This window comes from Microbacterium sp. LWO13-1.2, assembly GCF_038397725.1.
Taxonomy (GTDB): Bacteria; Actinomycetota; Actinomycetes; order Actinomycetales; family Microbacteriaceae; genus Microbacterium.
The window spans coordinates 666,564-689,223 of the sequence record NZ_CP151634.1; the positions used below are offsets into that span (position 1 = coordinate 666,564).

The 22,660-nt window shown below is 69.1% G+C and carries 20 protein-coding genes; 3 read left to right on the plus strand and 17 right to left on the minus strand.

Going from position 1 to position 22,660, the window contains the following annotated elements; translation table 11 throughout:
* Positions 1-32: 32 nt before the first annotated feature.
* The 9 genes from MRBLWO13_RS03130 to MRBLWO13_RS03170 all read right to left on the minus strand — a co-directional run bounded on the left by MRBLWO13_RS03130 (position 33) and on the right by MRBLWO13_RS03170 (position 10,785).
* Positions 33-635 carry a GNAT family N-acetyltransferase gene (locus MRBLWO13_RS03130; RefSeq protein WP_341976331.1) on the minus strand — a complete coding sequence of 201 codons (603 nt, stop codon included), beginning with the start codon at positions 633-635 and terminating at the stop codon, positions 33-35.
* A complete protein-coding gene (locus MRBLWO13_RS03135; protein WP_341976332.1) occupies positions 632-2,728 on the minus strand; it encodes a penicillin acylase family protein in 2,097 nt (698 codons plus the stop codon). The genes MRBLWO13_RS03130 and MRBLWO13_RS03135 overlap by 4 nt, the downstream gene beginning before the upstream one ends.
* A gap of 4 nt (positions 2,729-2,732) precedes the next feature.
* Positions 2,733-4,514 carry an IucA/IucC family siderophore biosynthesis protein gene (locus MRBLWO13_RS03140; protein WP_341976333.1) on the minus strand — a complete coding sequence of 594 codons (1,782 nt, stop codon included), beginning with the start codon at positions 4,512-4,514 and terminating at the stop codon, positions 2,733-2,735.
* A complete protein-coding gene (locus MRBLWO13_RS03145) occupies positions 4,511-5,101 on the minus strand; it encodes a GNAT family N-acetyltransferase (RefSeq protein WP_341976334.1) in 591 nt (196 codons plus the stop codon). The genes MRBLWO13_RS03140 and MRBLWO13_RS03145 overlap by 4 nt, the downstream gene beginning before the upstream one ends.
* On the minus strand, positions 5,098-6,441 hold the full coding sequence (locus tag MRBLWO13_RS03150; RefSeq protein WP_341976335.1) for a SidA/IucD/PvdA family monooxygenase: 1,344 nt from the start codon (positions 6,439-6,441) through the stop codon (positions 5,098-5,100). Before MRBLWO13_RS03150 ends, MRBLWO13_RS03145 begins: the two co-directional genes overlap by 4 nt.
* Complete coding sequence (locus MRBLWO13_RS03155) at positions 6,438-7,898, minus strand: pyridoxal-dependent decarboxylase (RefSeq protein ID WP_341976336.1); 1,461 nt, start codon at positions 7,896-7,898, stop codon at positions 6,438-6,440. Before MRBLWO13_RS03155 ends, MRBLWO13_RS03150 begins: the two co-directional genes overlap by 4 nt.
* Before the next feature lie 75 nt (positions 7,899-7,973).
* Positions 7,974-8,996, minus strand: a complete 1,023-nt coding sequence (locus MRBLWO13_RS03160; protein WP_341976337.1) for a D-alanine--D-alanine ligase — start codon at positions 8,994-8,996, stop codon at positions 7,974-7,976.
* Positions 8,993-10,141 (minus strand): alanine racemase, encoded by a 1,149-nt coding sequence (gene alr / locus MRBLWO13_RS03165; RefSeq protein WP_341976338.1) that lies wholly within the window; start codon positions 10,139-10,141, stop codon positions 8,993-8,995. The genes MRBLWO13_RS03160 and alr overlap by 4 nt, the downstream gene beginning before the upstream one ends.
* Positions 10,138-10,785: a M15 family metallopeptidase gene (locus tag MRBLWO13_RS03170; RefSeq protein WP_341976339.1), complete on the minus strand. Its 648-nt coding sequence runs from the start codon at positions 10,783-10,785 to the stop codon at positions 10,138-10,140. The genes alr and MRBLWO13_RS03170 overlap by 4 nt, the downstream gene beginning before the upstream one ends.
* A gap of 88 nt (positions 10,786-10,873) precedes the next feature.
* Between MRBLWO13_RS03170 and MRBLWO13_RS03175 the strand changes: the two genes are divergently transcribed.
* Both MRBLWO13_RS03175 and MRBLWO13_RS03180 read left to right on the plus strand, forming a co-directional pair.
* Complete coding sequence (locus tag MRBLWO13_RS03175; protein WP_341976340.1) at positions 10,874-11,566, plus strand: response regulator transcription factor; 693 nt, start codon at positions 10,874-10,876, stop codon at positions 11,564-11,566.
* A gap of 10 nt (positions 11,567-11,576) precedes the next feature.
* The gene (locus tag MRBLWO13_RS03180) at positions 11,577-12,662 is read left to right on the plus strand and encodes a HAMP domain-containing sensor histidine kinase (RefSeq protein ID WP_341976341.1); all 1,086 of its coding nucleotides are present in this window, start codon (positions 11,577-11,579) and stop codon (positions 12,660-12,662) included.
* Positions 12,663-12,807: 145 nt separating this feature from the next.
* Here the strand turns inward: MRBLWO13_RS03180 and MRBLWO13_RS03185 are convergent, their stop codons facing one another.
* Positions 12,808-13,770 (minus strand): YafY family protein, encoded by a 963-nt coding sequence (locus MRBLWO13_RS03185; RefSeq protein ID WP_341976342.1) that lies wholly within the window; start codon positions 13,768-13,770, stop codon positions 12,808-12,810.
* 61 nt (positions 13,771-13,831) lie between these two features.
* Here MRBLWO13_RS03185 and MRBLWO13_RS03190 point away from each other — a divergent pair, with 61 nt between their 5' ends.
* Complete coding sequence (locus MRBLWO13_RS03190) at positions 13,832-14,998, plus strand: epoxide hydrolase (RefSeq protein ID WP_341976343.1); 1,167 nt, start codon at positions 13,832-13,834, stop codon at positions 14,996-14,998.
* A 113-nt stretch (positions 14,999-15,111) separates the two neighbouring features.
* Here the strand turns inward: MRBLWO13_RS03190 and MRBLWO13_RS03195 are convergent, their stop codons facing one another.
* From MRBLWO13_RS03195 to MRBLWO13_RS03225, 7 genes are all read right to left on the minus strand, one after another.
* On the minus strand, positions 15,112-15,933 hold the full coding sequence (locus tag MRBLWO13_RS03195) for a GyrI-like domain-containing protein (RefSeq protein WP_341976344.1): 822 nt from the start codon (positions 15,931-15,933) through the stop codon (positions 15,112-15,114).
* Positions 15,930-16,373: a GyrI-like domain-containing protein gene (locus MRBLWO13_RS03200; protein ID WP_341976345.1), complete on the minus strand. Its 444-nt coding sequence runs from the start codon at positions 16,371-16,373 to the stop codon at positions 15,930-15,932. Before MRBLWO13_RS03200 ends, MRBLWO13_RS03195 begins: the two co-directional genes overlap by 4 nt.
* Before the next feature lie 74 nt (positions 16,374-16,447).
* Entirely contained in the window at positions 16,448-17,965 is a 1,518-nt protein-coding gene (locus MRBLWO13_RS03205; RefSeq protein ID WP_341976346.1) for an SDR family NAD(P)-dependent oxidoreductase, read from the minus strand.
* A 160-nt stretch (positions 17,966-18,125) separates the two neighbouring features.
* Entirely contained in the window at positions 18,126-19,097 is a 972-nt protein-coding gene (locus MRBLWO13_RS03210; protein WP_341976347.1) for an ROK family protein, read from the minus strand.
* Positions 19,094-20,761, minus strand: a complete 1,668-nt coding sequence (locus MRBLWO13_RS03215; RefSeq protein WP_341976348.1) for an ABC transporter ATP-binding protein — start codon at positions 20,759-20,761, stop codon at positions 19,094-19,096. Before MRBLWO13_RS03215 ends, MRBLWO13_RS03210 begins: the two co-directional genes overlap by 4 nt.
* Positions 20,758-21,636 (minus strand): ABC transporter permease, encoded by an 879-nt coding sequence (locus MRBLWO13_RS03220; protein ID WP_341976349.1) that lies wholly within the window; start codon positions 21,634-21,636, stop codon positions 20,758-20,760. The genes MRBLWO13_RS03215 and MRBLWO13_RS03220 overlap by 4 nt, the downstream gene beginning before the upstream one ends.
* Complete coding sequence (locus MRBLWO13_RS03225) at positions 21,633-22,649, minus strand: ABC transporter permease (protein ID WP_341976350.1); 1,017 nt, start codon at positions 22,647-22,649, stop codon at positions 21,633-21,635. The genes MRBLWO13_RS03220 and MRBLWO13_RS03225 overlap by 4 nt, the downstream gene beginning before the upstream one ends.
* Positions 22,650-22,660 lie beyond the last annotated feature (11 nt).

The following is a 22,660-nucleotide window of genomic DNA, read 5'->3' on the forward strand; positions in this document are numbered from 1 at the left end:
CAAACGTTCGCCGCGCACGCGGTCGTCGTCGGTCAGGCCGACCGCATCCGCTCCCACTGCTCGCGGGTCAGGAACGCCAGCTGACCGGTCTTATCGGGAAGCTCGACCTCTGGGCCGAAGGTGAATCCCGATCTCCGGATCCTGTCGATGGCGCGCTCGTTGCGGATGTCGGGTTCGACCACGATGCGATCGACCTCGGGACGCGCGAACAGGAACTCGGCGATCACGCCCCCGACCCGCGCGGTGTAACCGGGAACCCGCTCCCCTCGACCACCGAGGAGGAAGTGGATGCCCGCGTCACCGGGTTGCACGTCGTAGACCTCGCCGAGCGGGTCGTGCTCGGGCTCGTAGGTCTGGAGCAGCACGATCGGCACCCCATCACGCCGCACGAGGAACGCGTGGTGACTGGGCAGCCCGTCGACGAAGAGGTACAGATCACGCAGGTCCTCGCGGGACAGCTCGGCCAGACCCCAGAACCGGGAATCGGGGCGAGTCACCCATTCGTGGATCACGTCGAGATCGGCCACCGGGTCGAGCACCGTGAAGGTGATGCTCCCCAGCACCGGGGAATCCGTGGTGTAGACGGTGGTGCCGGCCGGGCCGGACGCCAGCCGGGCGCTTCGTGTGGCGGTCATGCTGCTCCCGTTGATCGATCGAGTCGGAGGATGCTCCAGTCGGTGACGACCCGCGTCGGGCGGACGCCGACCCAGGGATCGAACTGGTCGCTGAAGTGCGGTGAGTCGGGGGCTCCGGAGGCACCGAAGGGCACGCTCCAGAGGCTCGCGTCGCGGTCCGCGAGGTCCCACGCCCACCGGGCGACGGATCCGCGCCAGCTGCGGTCGGTGACGCCCGGTGTCGAGCCGGTGCATCGCACGGCGTCTCCGTCTCCGGAGAGTTCGGCATCGAAGGACGGCCCCGACGAGGTGACACCGGGCACGTCCGCAAGGACGTGCAGGGGGAGCATCCGGTGCCTTGCACCCCACGCGGATGCCGATGCTGCTCGGGTCAGTGCGGCCGCGGCGATCTCCCCGGCATCCGCCTGCAGCAGCGGGTGGCGCAGCAGTCGCGGAAGCGCCGCAGCCACCTGCCCCTCGATGCGCAACCAGGGATCGAAGACCGCCCCGAACCCGTGCGCTGCGTGCAGCGGGGCGAGAGCCGGATGCGCCGCGACCGCCTGCACCAGCGCGCTGCGCCAGGCGGCGAAGATCCCGGCAGCGAGGGATCCGGCGTCCATGCGCCCATCCCAGCCGGCGAGCAGATCGCGAGCCGCAGCGACCGGTGCCGCGAACTCTCCCGCAGGCAGGAAGGTACGCAGCGCCGCCCACGAACCGCTCACGGTGTCCCCCCAGATCTCGGGGAACTCGGTCGCGCGGCGCGGACGCACCGCGTCGAGCAGCAGCGTGATCCGCTCGGCGCGATGCGCAGAGGGATACGCCCAGCCCAGGTCCATCTGCTCGGCAGACGGACGTTCGTTGGCGTCGACGGCGACATCGGTGACCGCGACGGCAGCGGGCATCGTCCGGTCCGGAGCGGATGCGGCGACCACCGCATCCAGTGCCAGACGACGCTCATTCCTCCCCCGCTGCGGCACGGTGCCCACGGTCGCCGACAGCACCGTCCCCTCACGGTCGGCGGCGAGGAGGCGGTTGACGGGATCGACCCACGACGCGAACGCGGCAACCACGTCGCCCGCAGTGCGGGCGCGCAGCAGCGGAAGCAGCGCGTCGACTCCGAGGTCGGCGTTCGTCCGAGCCGGGTGTCGGATGCTCCATGCCCGCAGTTCGTCACCGTGCGGGCGCAGGTCGGTGACGATGCATCCGTGCGCGGTCTCCAGCGCCTCGACCTCGACGTCGGCGCCACCGCGCACCCGGACCACGGATCGCTGCACGTCGACCACGTCCCAGCCGTCGGGCCCGAGCGCCTCGTACCCGTCGCCGCGCACGCGGATCCGCTCCTGGAAGGTGTCGACGCTGTGCGCGATCGCATTCGTGATGCCCCAGGCCGCCGATCCGGTGTGGCCGAAGTGCGGCACACCGGGAACGCCGGGAAAGGCCAGGCCGATCACGTCGAACTCGTCGCAGGCGAGGCGGACCTGTTGATAGACGCCGGGGAGCTCGAAGATCCGATGCGGGTCGCCGGCGAGCAGCGGCATCCCACTCTCCGTGCGCGAACCGTGCAGTGCCCACGCGTTGCTCCCCGACGTGGGGGTGGTCTCGTCGGCGGCATCACCGGCGAAGACATCGACCCAGTCGTCGCCCAGCGCCGCGGCGACGTGCTCGCGCCACAGCACCGTCGGGAATGTCGAGAACAGCACGTGCGCGACGTGCAGCACCCCGAGCGGATCGTGGTCGTTCCAAGGCGTCAGCGGGCGAGCGTCGCCGAACGCCTCATCCAGGTCGCAGGACTCGGCAGCATGCTGCCCGACGGCCTCCATGCCGCGCCGAACCCCCGTCGTGTAGTCGCCGATGAACCGCCGCGTCTCCCCGTCGAGCCGGTCGAAGGCGCGGCGCGCGGTGTCATCCAGCCGAGCCCGGCGCGCGAAGACGTCCCACGGGACGGCCGCCGCGCCAATGAGCTCGGAGAGCTGCCCCGAAGATCGCAGCCGATCGACCTCGATCTGCCATCCGCGGTCACGAGCCGTGACCTCCCCCTGCGCGACGGCGAGGTCACGCAGGTCGGTCGCGCGGATGTGCGGGATGCCGAGTTCATCGCGGTAGACCTCTGCCATCCCGTCAGCTTCCCACGGGCGCGAGCTGCGGGATCCGTGCCCGCCCGATCGGGTTCGCCAGGGTGCCGGCGTACATCAGCGATGCCGACTGGTCCGCGAGGTCGACCATCCGCAGAGTGTTGCGCAGCTGGAGCCGGTTGAGGCATGAGTGCGCGAAGGAATCCGCCCGCAGGTCGACGAGGGAGTCCAGCCCGGGATGCTCAGCAGCGTGCTCGTCGACGGTCTCGGCCACGATCCGCCAGAACTCCGTCTCGGGCAGCGTCCCGTCGATGTGCAGGATGCCGGCGAGGTGGCGCAGCACGCCGTCGAAGACGTCGGTGAAGATCGCGAGCGCCTTCTCCTGATCGTCGACCGGCGACACCGTCCGGCGGATGTCCTCCGGAACGTCGCGCTCGGCGAGCAGGGCGATCTCCTCGCCGATGTCCTTCATGAAGACGCCGGTCGGCACATGGTTCTCGAGGATGAGGATGAGGTTCTCGCCGTGCGGCATGAATGCGAGGTCGTGCGCGAGCAGGCAGTGCACGATCGGGCGCAGGTACACCCGCAGGTAGGCACGCACCCACTCGGCGGCAGAGCGACCGGATGCGCGGATGAGAGACGTGGCCATCGACGCACCGTCGTGGTCGCGGTGCAGCAGCGACGCCATCGTGGCGAGCTGCTGTGATCCGGTGATCAGTGGCATCGGGCTCTCCCGCCAGAGCGCCGCGAGCATCTTGCGGTGCGCCGACGGCTCAGGGGTGCGGTGGTACGCGTCGCCCGTGTACCCGATCGATGCGCGTTCCCGCAGCACGCGGAACCCGGCGTCGCGCAGCGTCGCATCCCCCGCGACGAGGTCGGCGACCCAGTCGTTGATGGCCGGAGTGACGCGCATGTAGGCCGGCGAGAGGCCACGGAGGAACCCCATGTTCTGCACCGCCAGCGCGGTCTTCACGTAGTGCCGCTGCGGATGCGAGACGTTGAACATCGTCCGCACCGACTGCTGGGCACGGTACTCGTCGTCGCTCTCGCCGATCAGCACCAGATCACGGCGAGCCAGGTCGGGGGCGAAGGTGATCGCGACCCGGTTCTCCCACTGCCACGGATGCACCGGCAGCAGGTGGAAGTCGGCGGGTTCCTCGCCGACGTCGGCGAGTCGAGAGGTGAAGCGCTCGCGCTCAGCGGGGTTCAGCTCGCCGGCGAGCAGCGTCTCCTCGTCGAGCCCGGCGCCGAGCGCCAGATGCGACGCCGATCGGCGAGCGGCCACCCAGACGAGACGGAACGGGCGGCCGGCCTCCGGCGCGAAGGCGGCGTGATCGGAGACGCCGAATCCGATGCGTCCGTTGTTGGCGACGAACCCGGGGTGCCCCTCGGTCATCGCCGCCTCGATCGTCTGGAAGTCTGCGTCAGCGAGAGCATCCGCCGTCGGCCCGCCCTGCGCGATCTTGAACATCGCCCCGGCCAGGGTGGAGGCGATCTCTTCGAGGTAGAGCGGCAACAACTCGTCCGACAGGCCGAGAAGCGGCTGCAGTTCGAGGATGAGCGCCTGCGCATCGAGGGGCGCCGTGCGTCCATCGACGAAGCGATGGATGCTGTCCTCGTCGATGATCCAGTGCTCCAGCGCCGTGCGAACGGCGTCGAACCGGTACTCGGCGTCGCCGGCCGGAACCGCGAGGCGCCATCCTCCGTCGGCGAGTGGCTCGGGGGCGATGAGCCGTTCGTGGCTGAACTCCGCGATGGCCTTGGCGACGAGGTGGCGTTGAGCGCGCTCGAGCGCGACGGGGGTCAGGTGGGTGGCGGGGGCGGTCATGCGCGTCCTCCTCGGACGGGATCGTGCGTCTCAGCGAGTTCGGATGCCGCGAACGCGGCGCGCGTGCACACCGACAGCATCGCGGTCTTGGTGTGGCCGCCATCGTCGACGGCGACTTCGCGCAGCTCTGTGAAGCCGGCCCGCACGTTCTTCGTGCGGATGCGGTCGTTGCGCGCATCGGGCTCGACGACGACCCGCTGCGCGCCGAGTCCCTCGAAGCACCAGGCCATCACGGCCCCGAAGACGGCGTCGGTGAGGCCGTGCCTGGGCTCGCCGATTGGCGGTGAGATCAGCACGTGCATGCCGAGGTCGCCGGGGATCGCGTCGTGGATGCCGGTCAGCAGCACGCGGGACGGGTCGTAGGTCTCGGCGTAGAAGGTGGGGATGCCGTCGACCAGACCGAGCCAGGCATCCTGTGCCGGATGCGCCAGGATGCTGTCGAGATAGGCCACGACGCCGGCCGTGTCCACGTCGCCCATGCCCCAGAACGCCGAGTGCGGATCGGCCAGCCATGCGCGCAGCACCGCCGCGTCGCGTTGCGGATCGGCGGCGATGAGCGCGATGGCGAGGTCGGTGGAGACGATCATCGGACTGCCTCCGTCGCCGGCTGCTCCGCACGCGCGGCGCCCTGTGGCACCCCGAACTCCTGGAACGCGATGCGGCGCTCGATGGGATAGACCTCGCGGCCGAGGATCGACGCGAGGATCGACGAGTTGCGCCAGGCCCCGAAGCCGAGGTCCGGCGCGGTCAGACCGTGGGTGTGCTCCTCGCCGTTCTGCACGAAGATCCGGCCACGGCCGCCGTCGACGCTGTAATCGCGGGCGACGTCGAGCCTGCCGAGTGCATCCCAATCGAGTCGGTCAGCGACGCCGGCGAGGAACGGCGGCGTCTCGGCGGCGTATCCGGTGGCGAGGATCAGCGATGCGGTCTCGCGCTCGTGGTCCTGGCCGAGTTGACCGTGCCGCAGGCCGAGCCGGTAGGTGCTGCCGTCCCACTCGGCCGCGGTCACCTCGGTGTCGGTCAGGAGCGTTGTGCGCACCGGACCGTCGGCGCTGAGGCGGTAGAGGGTGTCGTAGATGTCGTCGATGAGGTCGGCGGAGATGCCCTTGTACAGGCTCCGCTGCTCGCGGCCGAGGTGCTGGCGCTGCCCGATCGGAAGCGCATGGAAGTGGTCGGTGTACTCGGGAGACGTCATCTCGAGAGTGAGCTTGGTGTACTCCATGGGGAAGAACCGCGGCGATCGCGTGATCCAGTCGAGGCGGTATCCGCCGTCGCGGGCGCCGTCGAGGAGGTCACGATAGATCTCCGCCGCCGACTGCCCGCTGCCGACGACGGTGATCGAATCCGTCGCGCGCAGCTCGTCGCGGCGCTCCATGTACTCCGAGCTGTGCACGGCCTGGCCGGCGACGTCGCGCAGCTCGCGGGGCACGGACGGGCGGGTGCCGACGCCGACGACGACATGACGCGCGCGGATCTCGCGCTCCTCGCCGGTGTCGGTGCGCATCGCCCGCACCGTGTACACGCCTTCGGCTTCGTCGTGCTCGATCGCGACGACTTCGTGATTCCACCGCAGGTTGGGGAGCCGGCTCGCCGCCCAGCGGCAGTAGGCGTCGTATTCGGCACGCAGTGCGTAGAAGCTCTCCCGGATGTAGAAGGGGTAGAGCCGGCCGGTGTGCTTCAGCCAGTTGAGGAACGAGAACTCCGAGGTCGGATCGGCCATCGTCACGAGATCGGCGAGGAACGGCACCTGGATGGTCGCGCCCTCGATCATCATGCCGTGGTGCCAACGGAATCCGTCTTCGCGATCGAGGAACACCGCATCGAGCCCGGTCGGATGCGCGAGGCACGCGAGCCCCAGATTGAACGGCCCGATTCCGACACCGACCAGGTCGTGGATGTGGCCGCTGTCGTGCACGTGGCCGCTCATGCGTCGGCCCCGACCAGTTCGAGTTCGTCATCGATGCTGGCCAGCGTCGCGGCGGCATCCTTCACCATCGCGAGGATCTCGCGCACGTCATCGAGCGTCGTCTCGGGGTTGAGCAGCGTGAGCTTGAGGCAGGGCCGCCCCGCGATGACCGTCTTCGCGACGAGCGCGCGCCCCGACTCGAAGAGCACGCGACGCACCCCGGCGACGAGCGCATCCTGCTCCGCGGGAGAGGCACCGTCCGGACGAACGCGGAACAGCACGGTGCTGAGCTGGGTGCGGCCGACGAGTTCGAGTTCTGGGTCGTCGTCGACGACGTCGCCGACCTCGACGGCCAGGTCGATCACGGCGTCGAACATCTCACCGATGCGGTCGGCTCCGATCGCCCGCAGCGACACCCACAGCTTCAGAGCGTCGAAGCGACGAGTCGTCTGCAGCGACTTGTCGACCTGGTTCGGCTCGTCGTTCTCGAGCGGGTTGAGGTAATCGGCGTGCCATGCGCCCGCGGCGAGGTCACGGCGCTCGCGGACCAGGATCGCGCTGGACGAGACGGGCTGGAAGAAGCTCTTGTGGAAGTCGACCGTCACCGACCGCGCCCGCTCGATGCCCGTCAGCAGGTGCCGGCGACGGCGCGACACCAGGAGCCCGCACCCGTACGCGGCATCGACGTGCAGCCAGACGCCATGGGCGTCGCACACGTCGGCGATCCGCATGATCGGGTCGATCACGCCGCGGTCGGTGGTGCCGCCGGTGGCGACGACCGCCATCGGCACGCGCCCTTCTGCGGCGGCCGCGCCGAGCGCCGCGTCGAGTGCGGACGGCAGCATCCGTCCTTCGCCGTCGTCGGCGACCTCGATGACCGCGTCGTCGGCGAGGCCGAGCAGCAGCGCCGACTTCCCCACGCTGAAGTGACTCGACGCCGTCGCAAACACGACCATGCGCGAGAGCGCGATCGATCGCGGCTCCTCGATCGTCGACACGGCCGCCTCCCTGGCGAGGAACAGGGCGTGGAAGTTCGACTGCGTGCCCCCGGAGGTGAAGACACCGTCACCCGAGTCGAATCCGACCCATCCGGTCGCCGTCTCGATGAGTCGGCGCTCCATCAAGGTGCCCACCGTGGACTGGTCATAGGTGTCGACCGAGGTGTTCACCGCGGCGAGGATGCTCTCTGCGGCGACAGCGGGAATCACGACCGGGCAGTTGAGATGCGCGGCGTATCCCGGGTGGTGGAACCACACGGCGTTCGCGAGGAAGAGCTCGTCGATCTCGCGGATGGCCACCGACCCGCCGACGCCCGTTCCGGCGAGATCGACGCCGTCGACGAGCCGCTGCAGCTCGGCGCGCGATGCGCCGGACGAGGGTTGGGTCACTTCGGCGAAACGCGCGGCGACCCGAGCAGAGCTCTCATCGACCAACGAGCGATATTCATCCGTCGTGGACGCGGTCAGCAGCTCAGACATTCAACCAGACTCCTCAAGTTAGGTATGCCTACCCTACATAGTGAGAAGTTCCGGCGCGAAACCGCGCGTCATGTTTCAGTGCCCTGGCGCTCCCTCGCTCAACGACCGGGGGAGAGCTCGTTCAACGAACGACGGGGTGAGTGCCGGCACCACGGCACTGTGCACCAGGCGCGCGACGAGCTCGGGATAGGCGACCCCCGCAGCCTGGAACATCCGCGGGACCTGCGACGCCGCGGTCATGCCCGGCATGGTGTTGACCTCGTTCAGCACCGGCCCGTCTTCGGTGAGGAAGAAATCCATCCGGGCGACGCCTGCGCACCCGAGCGCGTCGAACATGGTCAGCGCAGCCTCCGTCAGCGCGCGCCGATCCACGTCGCTCAGCTCCGCCGGCACCGTGAAACGTGCAGAGCCGTCGTACTTCGCCGCGGTGTCGAACAGGCCTTCGGCGTGGATCTCCAGCGGCGGCGGCGCCCAGACGGTCCCGTCTGCATCGCGCATCACGGCCACATCGATCTCGCGGCCGCGCATCACCCTCTCGACGAGGATGCGGCGGTCGTACTCCGCCGCGGTGCGCAGCGCCGAACGCAGCTGCGCGGCGTCGCGCACCAGTGTCACGCCATAGCTGGATCCGGCCGAGACCGGCTTGACCACGACGTCCTCATCGAATTCGAGGTCGTCGATCTCGTCGACCGAGATGGCGATCCCCGGCGCGGTGCGGATGCCGACAGCATCCGCCACGAGCTTCGTCACCCACTTGTCCATGCCGATCGCCCCCGCGCCCGACCCTGAGCCGACCACCGGCGTATGCGCGAGAGCGCACAGCGCGGCGAGCGCGCCGTCTTCGCCGAGTGCACCGTGCACCGCCGGGAACACCACGTCGGCCCGCTCGATCAGCGCGACCGCGGCCGCGAGCGATCCCGCCGCACCCGCACCCAGCGCGACGCCCTCCTGGACCCACGTGCCGTCCCGCGCGATCGTCACGGCGGTGACGGCGAAACCGCCCGATCGCAGCGCGCTTCCGACGGCAGCGGCGGACGCCAGAGAGACCTCGTGCTCGGCGTTCTGCCCGCCGCCGATGACCAGGACGTTCGTGCTCATGTGGTGCTCCTCTTCACTCGCGGCCCGATGCCGGCGACGATCGTATGCGGGATGGTTGCGGCCCAGTCGGCCCATTCATGGATGCTCGGAACGGCTCCCCCGTCGGGGCCGAACACGGTCGCGACCGTGCCGTGCGGGAAGGCCTCGGCCCCGGTGTCGATGACGATCTGATCCATCGACACGCGGCCGACGATGCGATGCCGCCGGCCGCCGATCTCGACGGCGGCGTTCGCCGACAGTCCGCGGGGGATGCCGTCGGCGTAGCCGAGTCCGATGACGCTCAGGTGCGTGTCGCGGTCGGTGACGTGGAACCCTCCGTAGCCGACGGGCGTGCCCCTCGACGCTTGGGCGGTGTGCACGATCGGCGCGGTCAGCCGCGAGGCGCCGTTCAGGGCGATGGTGCCGGACGGATCGATGCCGACGAGCCCTGCACCGATCCTGACCATGTCGAAGTGCGTCGCGCGATCGGTCAGCGCACCCGACGTCGCGGCGAGATGGACGAGCAGCCGTTCGAGTCCTGAGGCATGTGCCGCGGCGACCGCTGCTTCCATCCGTAGGACGGCTGCGGCGTTCTGCGCGGGATCGGCGTAGTCGGCCAGTGGCAGATGCCCCATGAGGGCCACGACGTCGATCCTGCCGAGGCCGTGGCCCGCACGCGCCAGGCGGAAGAGCTCCTCCCAGTGCTCACTCGGGCATCCGCCGCGAGCCATCCCGGTGTCGACGTTCAGGTGCACACGGATCGCGGGGTCGCCCAGCGGCCCGGCATCCACGATCAACTGCCGCAGCTCGTCGACCGAGGCCACCGCGACGTCGATCCGGTCGGCGGCCGCGCGAGCGGCGTCGATGCCGGAAGGATGCAGCCAGGCGAGGATCGGCACGGTCAGCCCTGCCGCCCGCAGCGCGGATCCCTCGGCGATATCGGTGACACCGAGCTGCTCGGCGCCGGCCGCGACCGCCGCCTGGGCCACCGCGATCGCCCCGTGCCCGTAACCGTCGGCCTTCACGACGGCCATGATCCGCGCGTCGGTCCGCGCCTGCACGCGGCGGACGTTGGCAGCCACTGCTACCGGAAGCACCTGCAGCGTGGGGCCCTGCAGGTGCGGCCCTGCTGAGGTCATCGTGGCGGCAGACCGGAAGAGCGTCATCGGGTCATCCGCGGGTCGACGCTGGCATCGCTGTACATCTCCGGACAACCGTCGTCGATCGCCTCCGGACGCAGTTCGTAGTGCCAGGACTCATTGGCGTAGATCTGGCAGAGGCCGTACTGCGCGCCGTTCTGCATCAGCCAGTCGAGCGCGGTGAGCGGCCCCAGATCGACCGCTTGGCCGCTCACGTGCGCCGATGCCGTGGGCGGCGCCACCCAGCGCGACGCCTCTTCGATCGAGCCGTAGTCGGCGACGGCATCCGTCAGCAGTTTCTCCTGCAGCGCCGTCGAGCGCCACCCGCCGTTGACCTCGAACTCGACGCCGTCGCCAGCGGCATCCGTCGCCGCACGCCGCAGAGCCTCGAGGAGTGCGGGATCGAGCTTGCTCACCGCGGGAAGGTGATCGTCGAACACCGAGGGCCGAGCATCGTCGCGGATCACGCCGTCGGCTTCGCTCGGGGCGAGGGTGGTGCCAGCGGGGGCATGACCAGGATCGCCGGACGTCGCGGTGGAGGTCGGCGTGTTGGCGGATGCCGCCTCCAGCGCCTGCTGGGTGACGATCACTCCAGCGGCGACGAGGCCGATCGCGATGCCGGCCGCGGCGAGGCGCCGGCCGAGGAAGCGGGGAGCAGAGGTGTCGTTCATGTTCCCCAGTCAAGGAGGCCGCGTGTTGCCCTGCCGTATGCACATTTGCATATGCTCGCGATATGTCGGGGTGCGTAGGATCTGAGCCATGCGTGTGCTGATCGTCGAGGACGAGCTCTATCTCGCCGAGGCCATCCGCGACGGTCTGCGGCTCGAGGCGATCGCGTCCGATATCGCCGGCGACGGCGACACCGCCCTCGAGCAGCTGAGCATCAACGCGTATGACATCGCCGTGCTCGACCGCGACATCCCCGGCCCCTCCGGCGATGAGGTGGCGCAGTGGATCGTGGCGTCGGGCAGCGGCATCCCGATCCTGATGCTCACGGCTGCCGACCGTCTCGACGACAAGGCGACGGGGTTCGAGCTGGGCGCCGACGACTACCTCACCAAGCCCTTCGAGATGCGCGAGCTCGTGCTGCGGCTGCGTGCTCTCGACCGTCGGCGCGTGCGTACGCGGCCACCCGTGCACGAGATCGCGGGGCTCCGCCTGGACCCGTTCCGGCGCGAGGTGTTCCGAGACGGTCGCTATGTCGCGCTGACTCGCAAGCAGTTCGCCGTGCTCGAGGTGCTCGTCGATGCGGCCGGCGGTGTCGTCAGCGCCGAGGAGCTGCTCGAACGCGCATGGGACGAGAACGCCGACCCGTTCACGAACGCCGTGCGGATCACGGTGTCGTCGCTGCGCAAGCGGCTTGGCGAGCCCTGGCTCATCCTCACGGTTCCCGGGGTGGGCTACCGGATCGAGACGGAAGCGGATGCCGAAGGGGCGGATGCCGGTGCCTAGGCGTCGGGGGATGAGCGCCCGCCTCAAACTCACGCTGAGCTACGCTCTCATCGTCGTGCTGGCCGGAGCCGCGCTCCTCACTGTCGTCGGAGTTTTTCTTCTCCGGTACGTGCCTGATGTGCAGATTCCGCAGATGCTCCCCGGTGAATTCATCCCCAACCGCTCCGATCTGCTGCGTGCCTTCACGCCTGTCGCGATCCTGGTGATGCTCTTCCTGATCGTGGGCGGGTTCGTGGGCGGATGGGTCCTCGCGGGACGCATGCTCGCCCCTCTTGGCCGAATCGGCGAGGCGGCAAGGCTGGCCGCGCAGGGTTCGCTGTCGCATCGCGTGGCGCTCGAGGGTCCGAGAGACGAGTTCCGAGATCTGGCCGACGTGTTCGACTCGATGCTCGAGCAGCTCGAGGCGCATGTCGCGGAGCAGCAGCGATTCGCCGCGAACGCCTCGCACGAGCTCCGAACCCCGCTCGCGATCTCCCAGGCCCTGCTGGAGGTCGCTCGGTCGGATCCGGGTCGCGATGTGGATGCTCTCATCGATCGCCTGCAGGAGGTCAACACCAGGGCGATCGATCTGACCGAGGCGTTGCTGCTGCTCAGCCGTGCCGATGGTCGCGCCTTCGTCCGTGAAGTCGTCGATCTCTCGCTCTCCTCCGAAGAAGCGGTCGAGACGCTGGCCCCGCTCGCCGATCGGCGCCGTGTCTCCCTGGACGTCGGCGGCGATGCCGCCCGCACCCTCGGATCGCCGGCGCTCCTGCAGCAGCTGGTCACGAACCTCGTGCACAACGCCATCGTGCACAACCTTCCCGAGGGCGGCACCGTGACGGTGCGCACGTATGCGCGCCCCGAGGCGATCGCGCTCGTCGTCGAGAACACCGGAGCCGTGCTCCCGCCGCACCTCGTCGCGATCCTCGCCGAGCCGTTCCAGCGCGGCGCCGCGCGCACCCGTGGCGACGATCACGCCGGTATCGGGCTGGGTCTCGCCATCGCGCAACGGATCACCGAGGCCCACGACGGCTCCCTGCACCTCACGCCCCGCGTCGGCGGTGGGTTGAACGTGACGGTGTGGCTGCCGCATCCGTATCCCGGGCCCCTGGTCTGACCTTCCGGCATCCGCGTTCGGGTCCTTCGCGCGGTCTCGCGTGTGCCACCTGTCGGACGAAGTTGCACCTGCAGGACGATCCGTCGGGATCGGTCCGACAACTGCAACATGGTCCGACGGATGGCATCCGATCGGGCCGCGTGATCTACTCGGCCACCCCGGCAGCCCGGGTGAACCTCGCCGCCATGTCGACGAGAGCACGGCGGACGTCCTCCCCCTCCAGCAGCTCGAACTCGATCCCGGACATCCCGAGGTACAGGGCGAACTCCTCGGGTGAACGCGAGCCAGCGGTGAGGATGCTGGTGCCGCCGCCCTCGTCGACGACCTCGGCGACCGTGACATCGAAGTGGCGGGAGACGACAGCAGCCGGTGCCTGCATCCGCAGCCGGGCGCGGTACGGATAGGGCGCGGTGGTGATGCTCCGCGTCGTGAACTGACGGAGGGCGTCGTCGGGGATGTCACGCTCCGGGAACTCGTCGCGCAGGATGAGCGGATGCCGCATCCGATCGACGCGCAGGGTGCGCCAGCCTTCGCGCTCCGGATCCCAGGCGACGAGGTACCAGCGCTCCGCCGTGTGCACGATGCGGTGCGGTTCGACCGCTCGCCGCACCTCGACGCCGTCGTGGCGCGTGTAGTCGATCTGCATCCGCCGTCGCTCGGCGATCGCGGATGCGACGGTCGTGACCACGTCGAGGTCGACGTCGTCACGGCGCGACGACAGCGACACCATCGCCCGCTCGACGTCGATGATCTGGCGGCGGGTCGCCGGCGACAGCGATTGCTCGAGCTTCGCCAGTGCGCGCGCCGAGGCGTCTTCGATGCCGGTGACGACGCTCGTCGCGGCGGCGCGCAGCCCGACGGCGATCGCGACGGACTCGTCGGCGGAGAGGGTCAGTGGAGGGACAGCCGCTCCAGCGCCGAGCCGGTAGCCGCCATGGCGACCTCGGGTCGCCTCGATCCCGTAGCCGAGCTCACGCAGATCGTCGATGTCGCGCCGGAGGGTGCGCCCGCTCACTTCGAGGCGGTCGCGCAGTTCCGCCCCGCTCCATTCCCGTCGTGCCTGCAGAAGCGAGAGCAGTTCGAGAGTGCGTCCGGTCGTCCGTGTCATGCTCCGAGTCTCTTTCGCTATCAGGACATATTATGGCCGGTTATGGCGAGATTCTGGAGACATGAACACGAACCAGACCGACAGCCGCATCCGCCCCTTCCACATCGAGATCCCCGAGACGGGGGTCGACGACCTCCGCTCGCGGCTGCAGAACGCGCGCTTCGCCGACCCGCTCCCGGTGGATAACGGGAGCACCGGTATCCCCTCCACCGAACTGCGTGACCTCGTGACTCGATGGGCGCAGCACGACTGGCGCGCGACCGAGGAGCGGCTGAACGCGCTGCCGCAGATCATCACGAACATCGACGGCCAGAACATCCACGCCGTACACGTGAAATCTCCGCACCCCGATGCGACACCCCTGCTGCTGATGCACGGCTGGCCGGGATCCTTCCTGGAGTTCGAAGGACTCATCGGCCCGCTCACCGATCCGGTCGCCCATGGCGCAGACGCCTCCGACGCCTTCGACGTCGTGATCCCGTCGCATCCGGGGTTCGGGTTCTCGATGCCCCTGGTCGGCACGGACTGGGGGCGCGGCGACATCGCCGTCGTGATGCTCGAGCTGATGACCAGACTCGGATACGAGCGCTTCGCGGTGCAGGGCGGCGACGTGGGTGCGGGTGTCGCTCCGGAGATGGCGCGCCTCGCTCCGGAACGGGTGATCGGGGTGCACGCGAACGGCTCGCTCGGAACGTTCCTGGGCGAACTCGACGAGGAGACCGCCGCATCGCTGAAGCCCGTGGAACACGACCGCCTGCGCCGGGTCTCCGAGTTCATGCAGAAGGAGTTCGGCTACATCGCGATCCAGTCGACGCGCCCTGGCCTGATCGGCGCGATGCTCGCCGACAGTCCGGTCGCGCAGTTCGCCTGGATTCTCGACAAGTTCCAGGAGTGGACGCATCCGGCCGAGAAGCCCGCGGCCGAGATCGTCGGCGAGCGCTTCCTGTTCGAGAACGCCTCGCTGTACTGGTTCACATCCTCAGGCGGCACGTCCGCCTATGTCGGCTATGCGCAGGATGCCGAGTGGGGCGCGCAGCCCGAGAGCTCGGGTGTCCCCACCGCCGTCATCGTCTTCGCGCACGACGTCGGTCTGCGCTTCGCCGAGGAGAAGACGAACAACATCGTCCGCTGGACCGACGTCGAAGGGCGCGGCGGACACTTCGCCGCTCTCGAGGAGCCCGAGATGCTCGTGTCCGACGTGCGAGCGTTTATTCGCGAACTCCGCTGAGCCTCGCCGACACAGTGATCTGCGCCACTTGTCGGACCACGTTGCACCTGCAGGACGATTCGTCGAGATCGGTCCGACAATCGCAACATGGTCCGACAAGTGGCACGAGATCATCAGCCGACCAGCGGGAGCAGGATCTCGGTGACAGCGTCATTCGGCGCGGTGACCGCCGGGTCGGTGAGGTACGCCTCGAACACCGGATGATCGCGAGGCTCTTCGCCCGATGCGGGCAGCCACTGACCGTACAGCCAGAGGTAGGCCCGGTGCATCGACGCGTACGGCCCGACATAGCGCATGACCGCGTGGCGCCCGGCCGGGATCGTCCTTCGTTCCAGGGGCGCCGGAACTGCGGCATCCTCGGTGAGGACGACTCCCGCCGCCGAACGCAGTGCGGAGACGGGAACGGCCTCGGGATCATCCTCGTAGATCGCGATCATCCGTCGACTGTCACCCATCCGGTCCCGCACGCGCGCGAACGCCTGGCCGATGTCGATGTACGCCCCTCGATGCGGGGAGACGGCGAGAACGAGCTCCTCCGTCTCGCGGATCTCCAACGGATGCGCATCGAGGCGCTCCGCCTGGGCTGTCCGGAAGACCGCGTGCGCACCGTCTTCGCGAAAGCGACCGGGCGGCATGCCGTAACCGCGCGACAGCGCACGGGTGAACGTCTCCACCCCCGAGAAGCCGGCCCGACGGGCGATCCGCGGGATCGACAGGTCCGTCTCGACCAGCATTGAGGCTGCACGTTCGAGCCGAAGCCGCTGCACGGCTTGAGCCGCGGTCTCTCCACGCACCGCACGGTAGACGCGATGCCAGTGATACGGCGAGAACCTCGCCACCTCCGCGAGGATCTCGAGGTCCAGATCGTCATCGAGATGCTCGTAGATGTACGCGGTCACCTCATCGAGTTGCTGGTGGTACTGCGTGGCTCTCACGATGCCGAGCGTAGACCCAGCGAGATCTCGATGCCGCCATCAGCCGCGTACCGCTCGTAGTCGGCGAGATAGCTGAGATCCAGGTCTTCTCGTGCCCAGATCCGTTGCCATGCCTCGCCGACGAGATCGGGGCGGCCTGCTTCCAGCTCGACGACCTCGCGTTCGGATCGCGGCACCACCACGGAGGCCAGCCCCTCCGGAACGGCGGCCCCATCGGCGACACGGTGGCCGATGATGAGCGTGTAGTCCCCGAGGTTGTCGACACCCGCGTGCTCGTGATCGGCGTACACGGCGTAGACGTCTCCTCCGGCATCCGTCCTGCCCGCGACATCCGCCTGCACGAATGCCGCCCAGTGCGGCGGGATCGTCGCCGCGGCCTCCCGGTTGTTCGTGCGCAGGGGAAGGCCGACGACGGTGAACTGCTCCTGTGTGATTGTCATGGCTTCAGCCTGCCCGCCTTGGTTTGACGATTCTTGCGGTGTTCGCCGACGAATCGCGCCCGAAGCAGCGACACTCACCAGGGACTGGGCTCGTAGTCCTTCAGGAACACGCCGTGGATGTCTTCGCCGGCCTCGCCGCGCACGATCGGGTCGTACACCCGAGCCGCGCCGTCGACGAGGTCGAGCGGGGCGTGGAAACCCTCCTCGGCGAGGCGGACCTTCGTGTAGTGCGGACGCTCGTCGGTGATCCAACCGGTGTCGACGGCGGTCATCAGGATGCCGTCGGTCTCGAGCATCTCGCCGGCGCTGGTGCGGGTGAGCATGTTCAGCGCGGCCTTCGCCATGTTCGTGTGCGGATGCCCCGGGCCCTTGTAGCGGCGCGAGAACTGCCCCTCCATCGCCGAGACGTTGACGACGTACTTCCGGTGCGCAGCGGATGCTGCCATCGAGGGCCGCAGTCGGCTGATCAGCAGGAACGGCGCCGTGGTGTTGCAGAGCTGCACCTCGAGCATCTCGAGCGGATCGACCTGGTCGATCGACTGCACCCAGCTGTTCACGCGGTTCACGTCGGGAACGAGTCCGCCCGCGTCGATCGCTGTGCCGTCCGCGTGCTTCGCCAGCGACGACGACCCAGGAGCCATCGCGAGCCGCGCGAGGTCCTCGGCGGTGAGCGACTGGCCGCCCTGCTCGGCGACGGTGCCGCCGAGGGCGGCGACAGACAGTAGCGGATGCGCATCGACGGACGCCTGCAGCGCCTGAGGATGCTGATCGTTCGTGTGCCCGAAGGTCTCCATCTCGGGCAGGGGACCGTCGGGAAGCGGCTGCAGCTCGGCATCCGCCAGCAGCGAGTAGGAACCGGGCGAGCGCCGCACGGTCTGCGCCGCGTTGTTGATGAGGATGTCGAGCGGCCCCTGGGCGGCGACGGAGTCGGCGAGGCCGATCACCTGAGCGGGATCGCGCAGGTCGATGCCCACGACGCGCAGGCGGTGCAGCCACTCACCCGAATCGGGCAGCGCCGAGAATCGACGGACGGCGTCGCGCGGGAAGCGCGTCGTGATCGTGGTGTGCGCGCCGTCGCGGAGCAGCCGCAGCGCGATGTGCATGCCGATCTTCGCGCGGCCGCCGGTGAGCAGCGCGCGCTTGCCGGTCAGGTCGGCGTGGGCGTTGCGCTTGCCGTGGCTGAAGCGCGCGCAATCGGGGCACAGCTGGTGGTAGAAGGCGTCGACGAGCGTGTACGGCTGCTTGCAGATGTAGCAGTTGCGGGGCTTCAGCAGCTCGCCGGCGATCGGTGCGTCGATGACACTGGTCGCGAGGTCGTTGCCGCGCGTCTCGTCGTCGATGCGGTCCGGAGCGCCGGTCGCGGTGCGCGCGACCACGGCCTTGTCGGCCTCGGCGATGGCATCCCGGATCTGCTTGCGCCGGACGCGCTTGACGGCCTTGAACATCGCGGCTGTCGCGCGGCGCATGGTGACGAAGTCCGGATGCTCCTCGTCGAGCTGGTCCATCTGCGTGAGGACGCGCAACGCGGTGGCGAGGTCTTCGGGGTCGATGCCGGCGCCGTCGTCAGCGGGAGCAGTCGGGGCGTCGGTCATTGTGCCGATTTTACGCGACTGAGCTGGGCGTTCGGTCCGTCCGAGAGCGCCGCCTGCCAGCGCGGATCTCGGAGATCAGCAGCTTCTTCGCACGATGTGGCCGAATTCGTCCGAAGAACGTGCAGACCTGCGAAGAACGCGCAGCGCGCCGCGGGCCCGCTCAGCCCAGCGCGCGCTGCCGACGAAGCGCGGTGAGGACGGTCCCGTTCACGCCGGCCCACTCCCCGAGGGATGCCGGGATGATCGGCGGCACGCGGTGGAACGTCGCACGCTCCGCGACGTACCGTTCCGCCAGCGTGACCAGGTGGTGCGGCGCCTGAGCGAGACCGCCACCGATGACGATGCCTCCCGGGTCCACGAGAGCGCACAGCGTGAGGATCGCCTCGGCGAGCGCCGACGAAGCATGCTGCACGATCGTCGTCGCAGCCCTGTCGCCCGCACCGAACGCGGCGAAGAGCGATTCCGTTCCGCCCGAGCCGCCGGCTGCCGTCCAGGCGGCATGCAGCGCCGGCGCACCGATGATCGTCTCCAGGCAGCCGAGCCTTCCGCACGAGCACATGCTTCCGGCCGGGTCGATCGTGATGTGCCCGAGTTCGCCGGCTGACCCGTGAGCGCCGGGCACGACCCGGCCGTCGACCACGTGCGCACCGGCGATACCGGTGCCGAGCGCGAGCACGAAGATATCCTCGACGCCCTTCCCCGCACCCCATGACGCTTCGGCGATGGCGGCGGCATGGCCGTCGTTGATCACATCCACCGGGATTCCGAGTTCTGCTCCGAGCCGCTCGCCGAGGGCGCACCCGTCGAGGGCGGGGATGTTCGTGGACCGCACGACGACGCCGTTGCGTTCGTCGACGATCCCCGGGATCGAGAGGACGAGCCGGGTCAGCGTCCGTTCGCCTCGCACCGCCTCGGCGATCGCGGCGAGCCCGTCCACCGGCGCCCGCTTCGGCGTCGCGTTCCGTCCACGGGCCAGCGGTACGGGAGGCTCGGCGATCGAAGCATCCGCCCTGGCGAGCAGATGCTTGACGCTCGATCCGCCGACGTCGATGCCGAGCACGGCGGACCCGCCGTGCTCGGCGGCCGTTCGTCCCTCCGGGCCCTTCGTCGCGTCGGTGGCAGCGCCGATCACGACGCCATCGCCCGGGCTGCGGCCCGGGCCTCCCGCCGCAGCGCTTGTTTGTCCGGGTCGGGAACGGGGACGGATGCCAGCAGTCGACGGCTGTACGGATGCTGCGGCGCGAGGAGCACGTCGTCGGCAGAGCCGGTCTCGACGATCTCTCCCTTCAGCATCACGGCGACGCGATCGGAGATCTCGTGCACGACGGCGAGGTCATGGCTGATGAAGAGGCAGGCGAAGTGCATCTTCTCCTGCAGCGTGCGCAGGACCTCGAGCACCGCCGCCTGCACGGAGACGTCGAGGGCCGAGGTCGGTTCGTCGGCGATGATGAGCTCCGGCTCCAGCGCGATCGCCCTGGCGAGGCCGATGCGCTGACGCTGGCCGCCGGAGAGTTCATGCGGGTACCGGGTCGCGTAGTTCGTCGGCAGCTCGACCGCGTCGAGCAGCTCGGCCACCCGGATTCGGCGCTGCGCGGCCGTCGTGGGGAACTTCCGTCGCTGCACCAGCATCGGCTCCGCGATCGCTTCGCCGACGGTCATCCGCGGGTCCAGGCTCGAACCGGGGTCCTGGAAGATCGCACCGACGCGTCCGCGGAGCTCGCGCTCGCGGCGACGCGATGCTCCGCCGCGGCCGACCTTCTCGCCGAACAGCGTGATCTCGCCACCGGACAGCGGCAGCAGGCCGAGGGCAGCGCGTCCGAGCGTCGATTTACCGGACCCGGATTCACCGACGAGTCCGAGGATCTCTCCCGGTTGGATGCGCAGGCTCACGCCGTCGAGCGCGAGGAACGGGCGTCCGGCGCGGCGATACGTCACGCTCGCGTCGACCAGCTCGAGCACGGCCGCCGTCTGGGGGACTTCGACGCTCCGCTCGACGACGGAGGCGAGATCGGGAAGCGACGGCACGGCGCTCAACAGCTTCTTCGTGTACTCCTCGCGTGGCGCAGTGAGGACAGTGCGGGTGTCGCCCACCTCGACCATCGTGCCGCGGAACATCACGGCGACGCGATCGGCGATGTCGGCGACGACGCCCATGTTGTGCGTGACGAGCAGGAACGCCGTTCCCGATTCCGCCGCGAGGCGCCGGATGAGGTCGAGGATCTCGGCCTGCACGGTGACGTCGAGCGCGGTCGTCGGTTCGTCGGCGATGATCAACTGGGGCTCGCACGCGAGGGCGATCGCGATGACGACGCGCTGACGCTGTCCCCCGGACAGCTCATGCGGGTAGCTCTTGGCCCGACGGACCGGCTCGGGGATTCCGACCCGCTGCAGGAGCTCGACGGCGCTCTCCCACGCGGCGGCCTTCGAGACGGGACTGTGGTTGAGGATCGCCTCGGTGATCTGGTCACCGATCCGCATGCTGGGATTCAGCGCGGTCATCGGCTCCTGGAACACCATCGAGATCTCGGCGCCGCGCACGGCGTTCATCTCGGACTCGCCGAGAGGCAGCAGTTCGCGCCCGCCGAGGCGGATCGAACCGGTGACGGTGGCCGAGCGCGGCAGCAGCTTCAGCACCGCCATGGCCGTGACCGACTTGCCGGAACCCGACTCGCCGACGAGAGCGAGGACCTCGCCCGGATGAACCTCGAGGTCGATCCCCTTCACGGCCTGGACGGGACCGTCCTCAGTGCGGAAGGTGACCTCGAGGTCGGTGATCGACAGCAGTGCGTCGCTCATGCGGCACGCCCCTTCACGTCGAAGAAGTCACGGAGCCCGTCACCGATGCTGTTGAACGCGCACACGGTGAGGACGATGCAGAAACCGGCGGGGAAGATCAGCCACCACGCGCCGGCGTAGGTGTACGTGATGCCGCTGGTGAGCATGGCACCCCAGTCGGTGGCCGGCTTCTGCAGGCCCATGCCGAGGAACGAGATGTACGCGACGAGCAGGATGGCGTCGGCGACCTGGAACGTCGCATTGACGACGATCGTGCCGACCGTGTTCGGCACGATGTGCTTGAGAACCGCACGGGGGTGGGTGCCGCCCATCGCGCGCAAGGCCAGCACGTACTCCCGCGACTTCAGCGAGATCGACTCTGCACGCACGAGGCGCGCAGGCACGAGCCAGGAGACGAGTCCGATGACGCAGATCATCAGCGGCACGCTCGGCCGCAGGATCGCGGAGAGGATGAGCAGCAGAAACGTCGCCGGGATCGCGATGCCGGCGTCGACGACGCGCATCATCACGGTGTCGACCGCACCGCCGACGTATCCGGCGATGGCTCCCCACAGCGTTCCGATGACCGTGGCGAGCACACCGGCGGCGAGACCGATGAGGATCGACACCTGCCCGCCCATCATCAGGCGACCGAGCACGTCGTAGCCGACATCGTCGGTGCCCAGCGGGTGACCGGCCGTTCCGGGAGGAAGCATCGTGCTGCGCAGGTCCGTGTGGATCTGATCGGTCGGGTGCACGAGCGGGCCCAGGAAGCAGAAGAGCAGGAACAGCACGATGGTCACGATGCCGAAGACCGCGAGCTTGTTCTGCAGGAAGCGCCGCATGCCGCGCTGACGCGGGGTCAGCGTGCGGGTCAGGATGGTCGTCGTGCTCACGAGAGCTCCTCACGGGTGCGCGGGTCGAGCAGCGCCTGGATGATGTCGGCGAGCAGCGAGCCGATGACCGTCGCGAGCGCGATGACCAGGATGCAGCCGAGCAGGACGGGGTAGTCGGATGTCTGGGCCGATGTCCAGAACAGCAGACCCATGCCGGGGTAGTTGAAGAGCGACTCGACGACGATCATGCCGCCGAACATCACGGGCAGGTAATAGCCCAGCATCGCGATCACCGGCGTCAGCGAGTTGCGGACGACGTGACGGGTGATCACGACGCGCACCGAGGTGCCCTTCGCCCGCGCTGTGCGGACGTAGTCCTCGGAGAGGTTGTCGATCGTGGCCGATCGCATGTACCGCGAGAACGTGGCGATGATGCCGAGCGCGGCGGTGAGCACCGGAAGCACCAGACCGGCCGGATTCGCCAGCACGTCGCCGATGGTCTCTCCCTGCGGCGCCTGCGCGGGCACGAGCCGCAGCCACTGCGCGAACACGATCACGAGGATCAACCCGAGGAAGAACGACGGCGTCGAGTAGACGATGAAGTTCCAGGTCGTCAGCACGTAGTCCGCGGTCTTGCCGCGGCGAACCGCCTGGAAGATGCCCATCGGGATCGCGACGATGAGCGCGACCAGCATCGAGATGAGGGCGAGGATCAGCGTCTTCGGGAGCCGCTGGCCGATGGCATCCGCCACCGGGCGATTGAGCTTGAACGAATCGCCGAGATCGCCCTGGACCAGCTGCCCGAGGAAGTTGAAGTACTGCTGCCAGAGAGGCAGGTCGAACCCGTTCTCACGATTGAACGCGTCGATCTGCTCCTGCGACGCCTGCATCCCGAGGATGCCGGCCGCAGGCCCTTGCGGCATGGCGAGGTGGAGCAGCGCGAACACAATCAGCGTCACGATGAGGATGACGATCCCGCCCTGGCCGACCCGTCGCAACAGGTACCACCAGAACCGAGAGCCGCCGGCCCTCTCCTTCTTCTGCGCGCTCGGCGCTGCTTCCACCACGCTCATGTCACCTACCT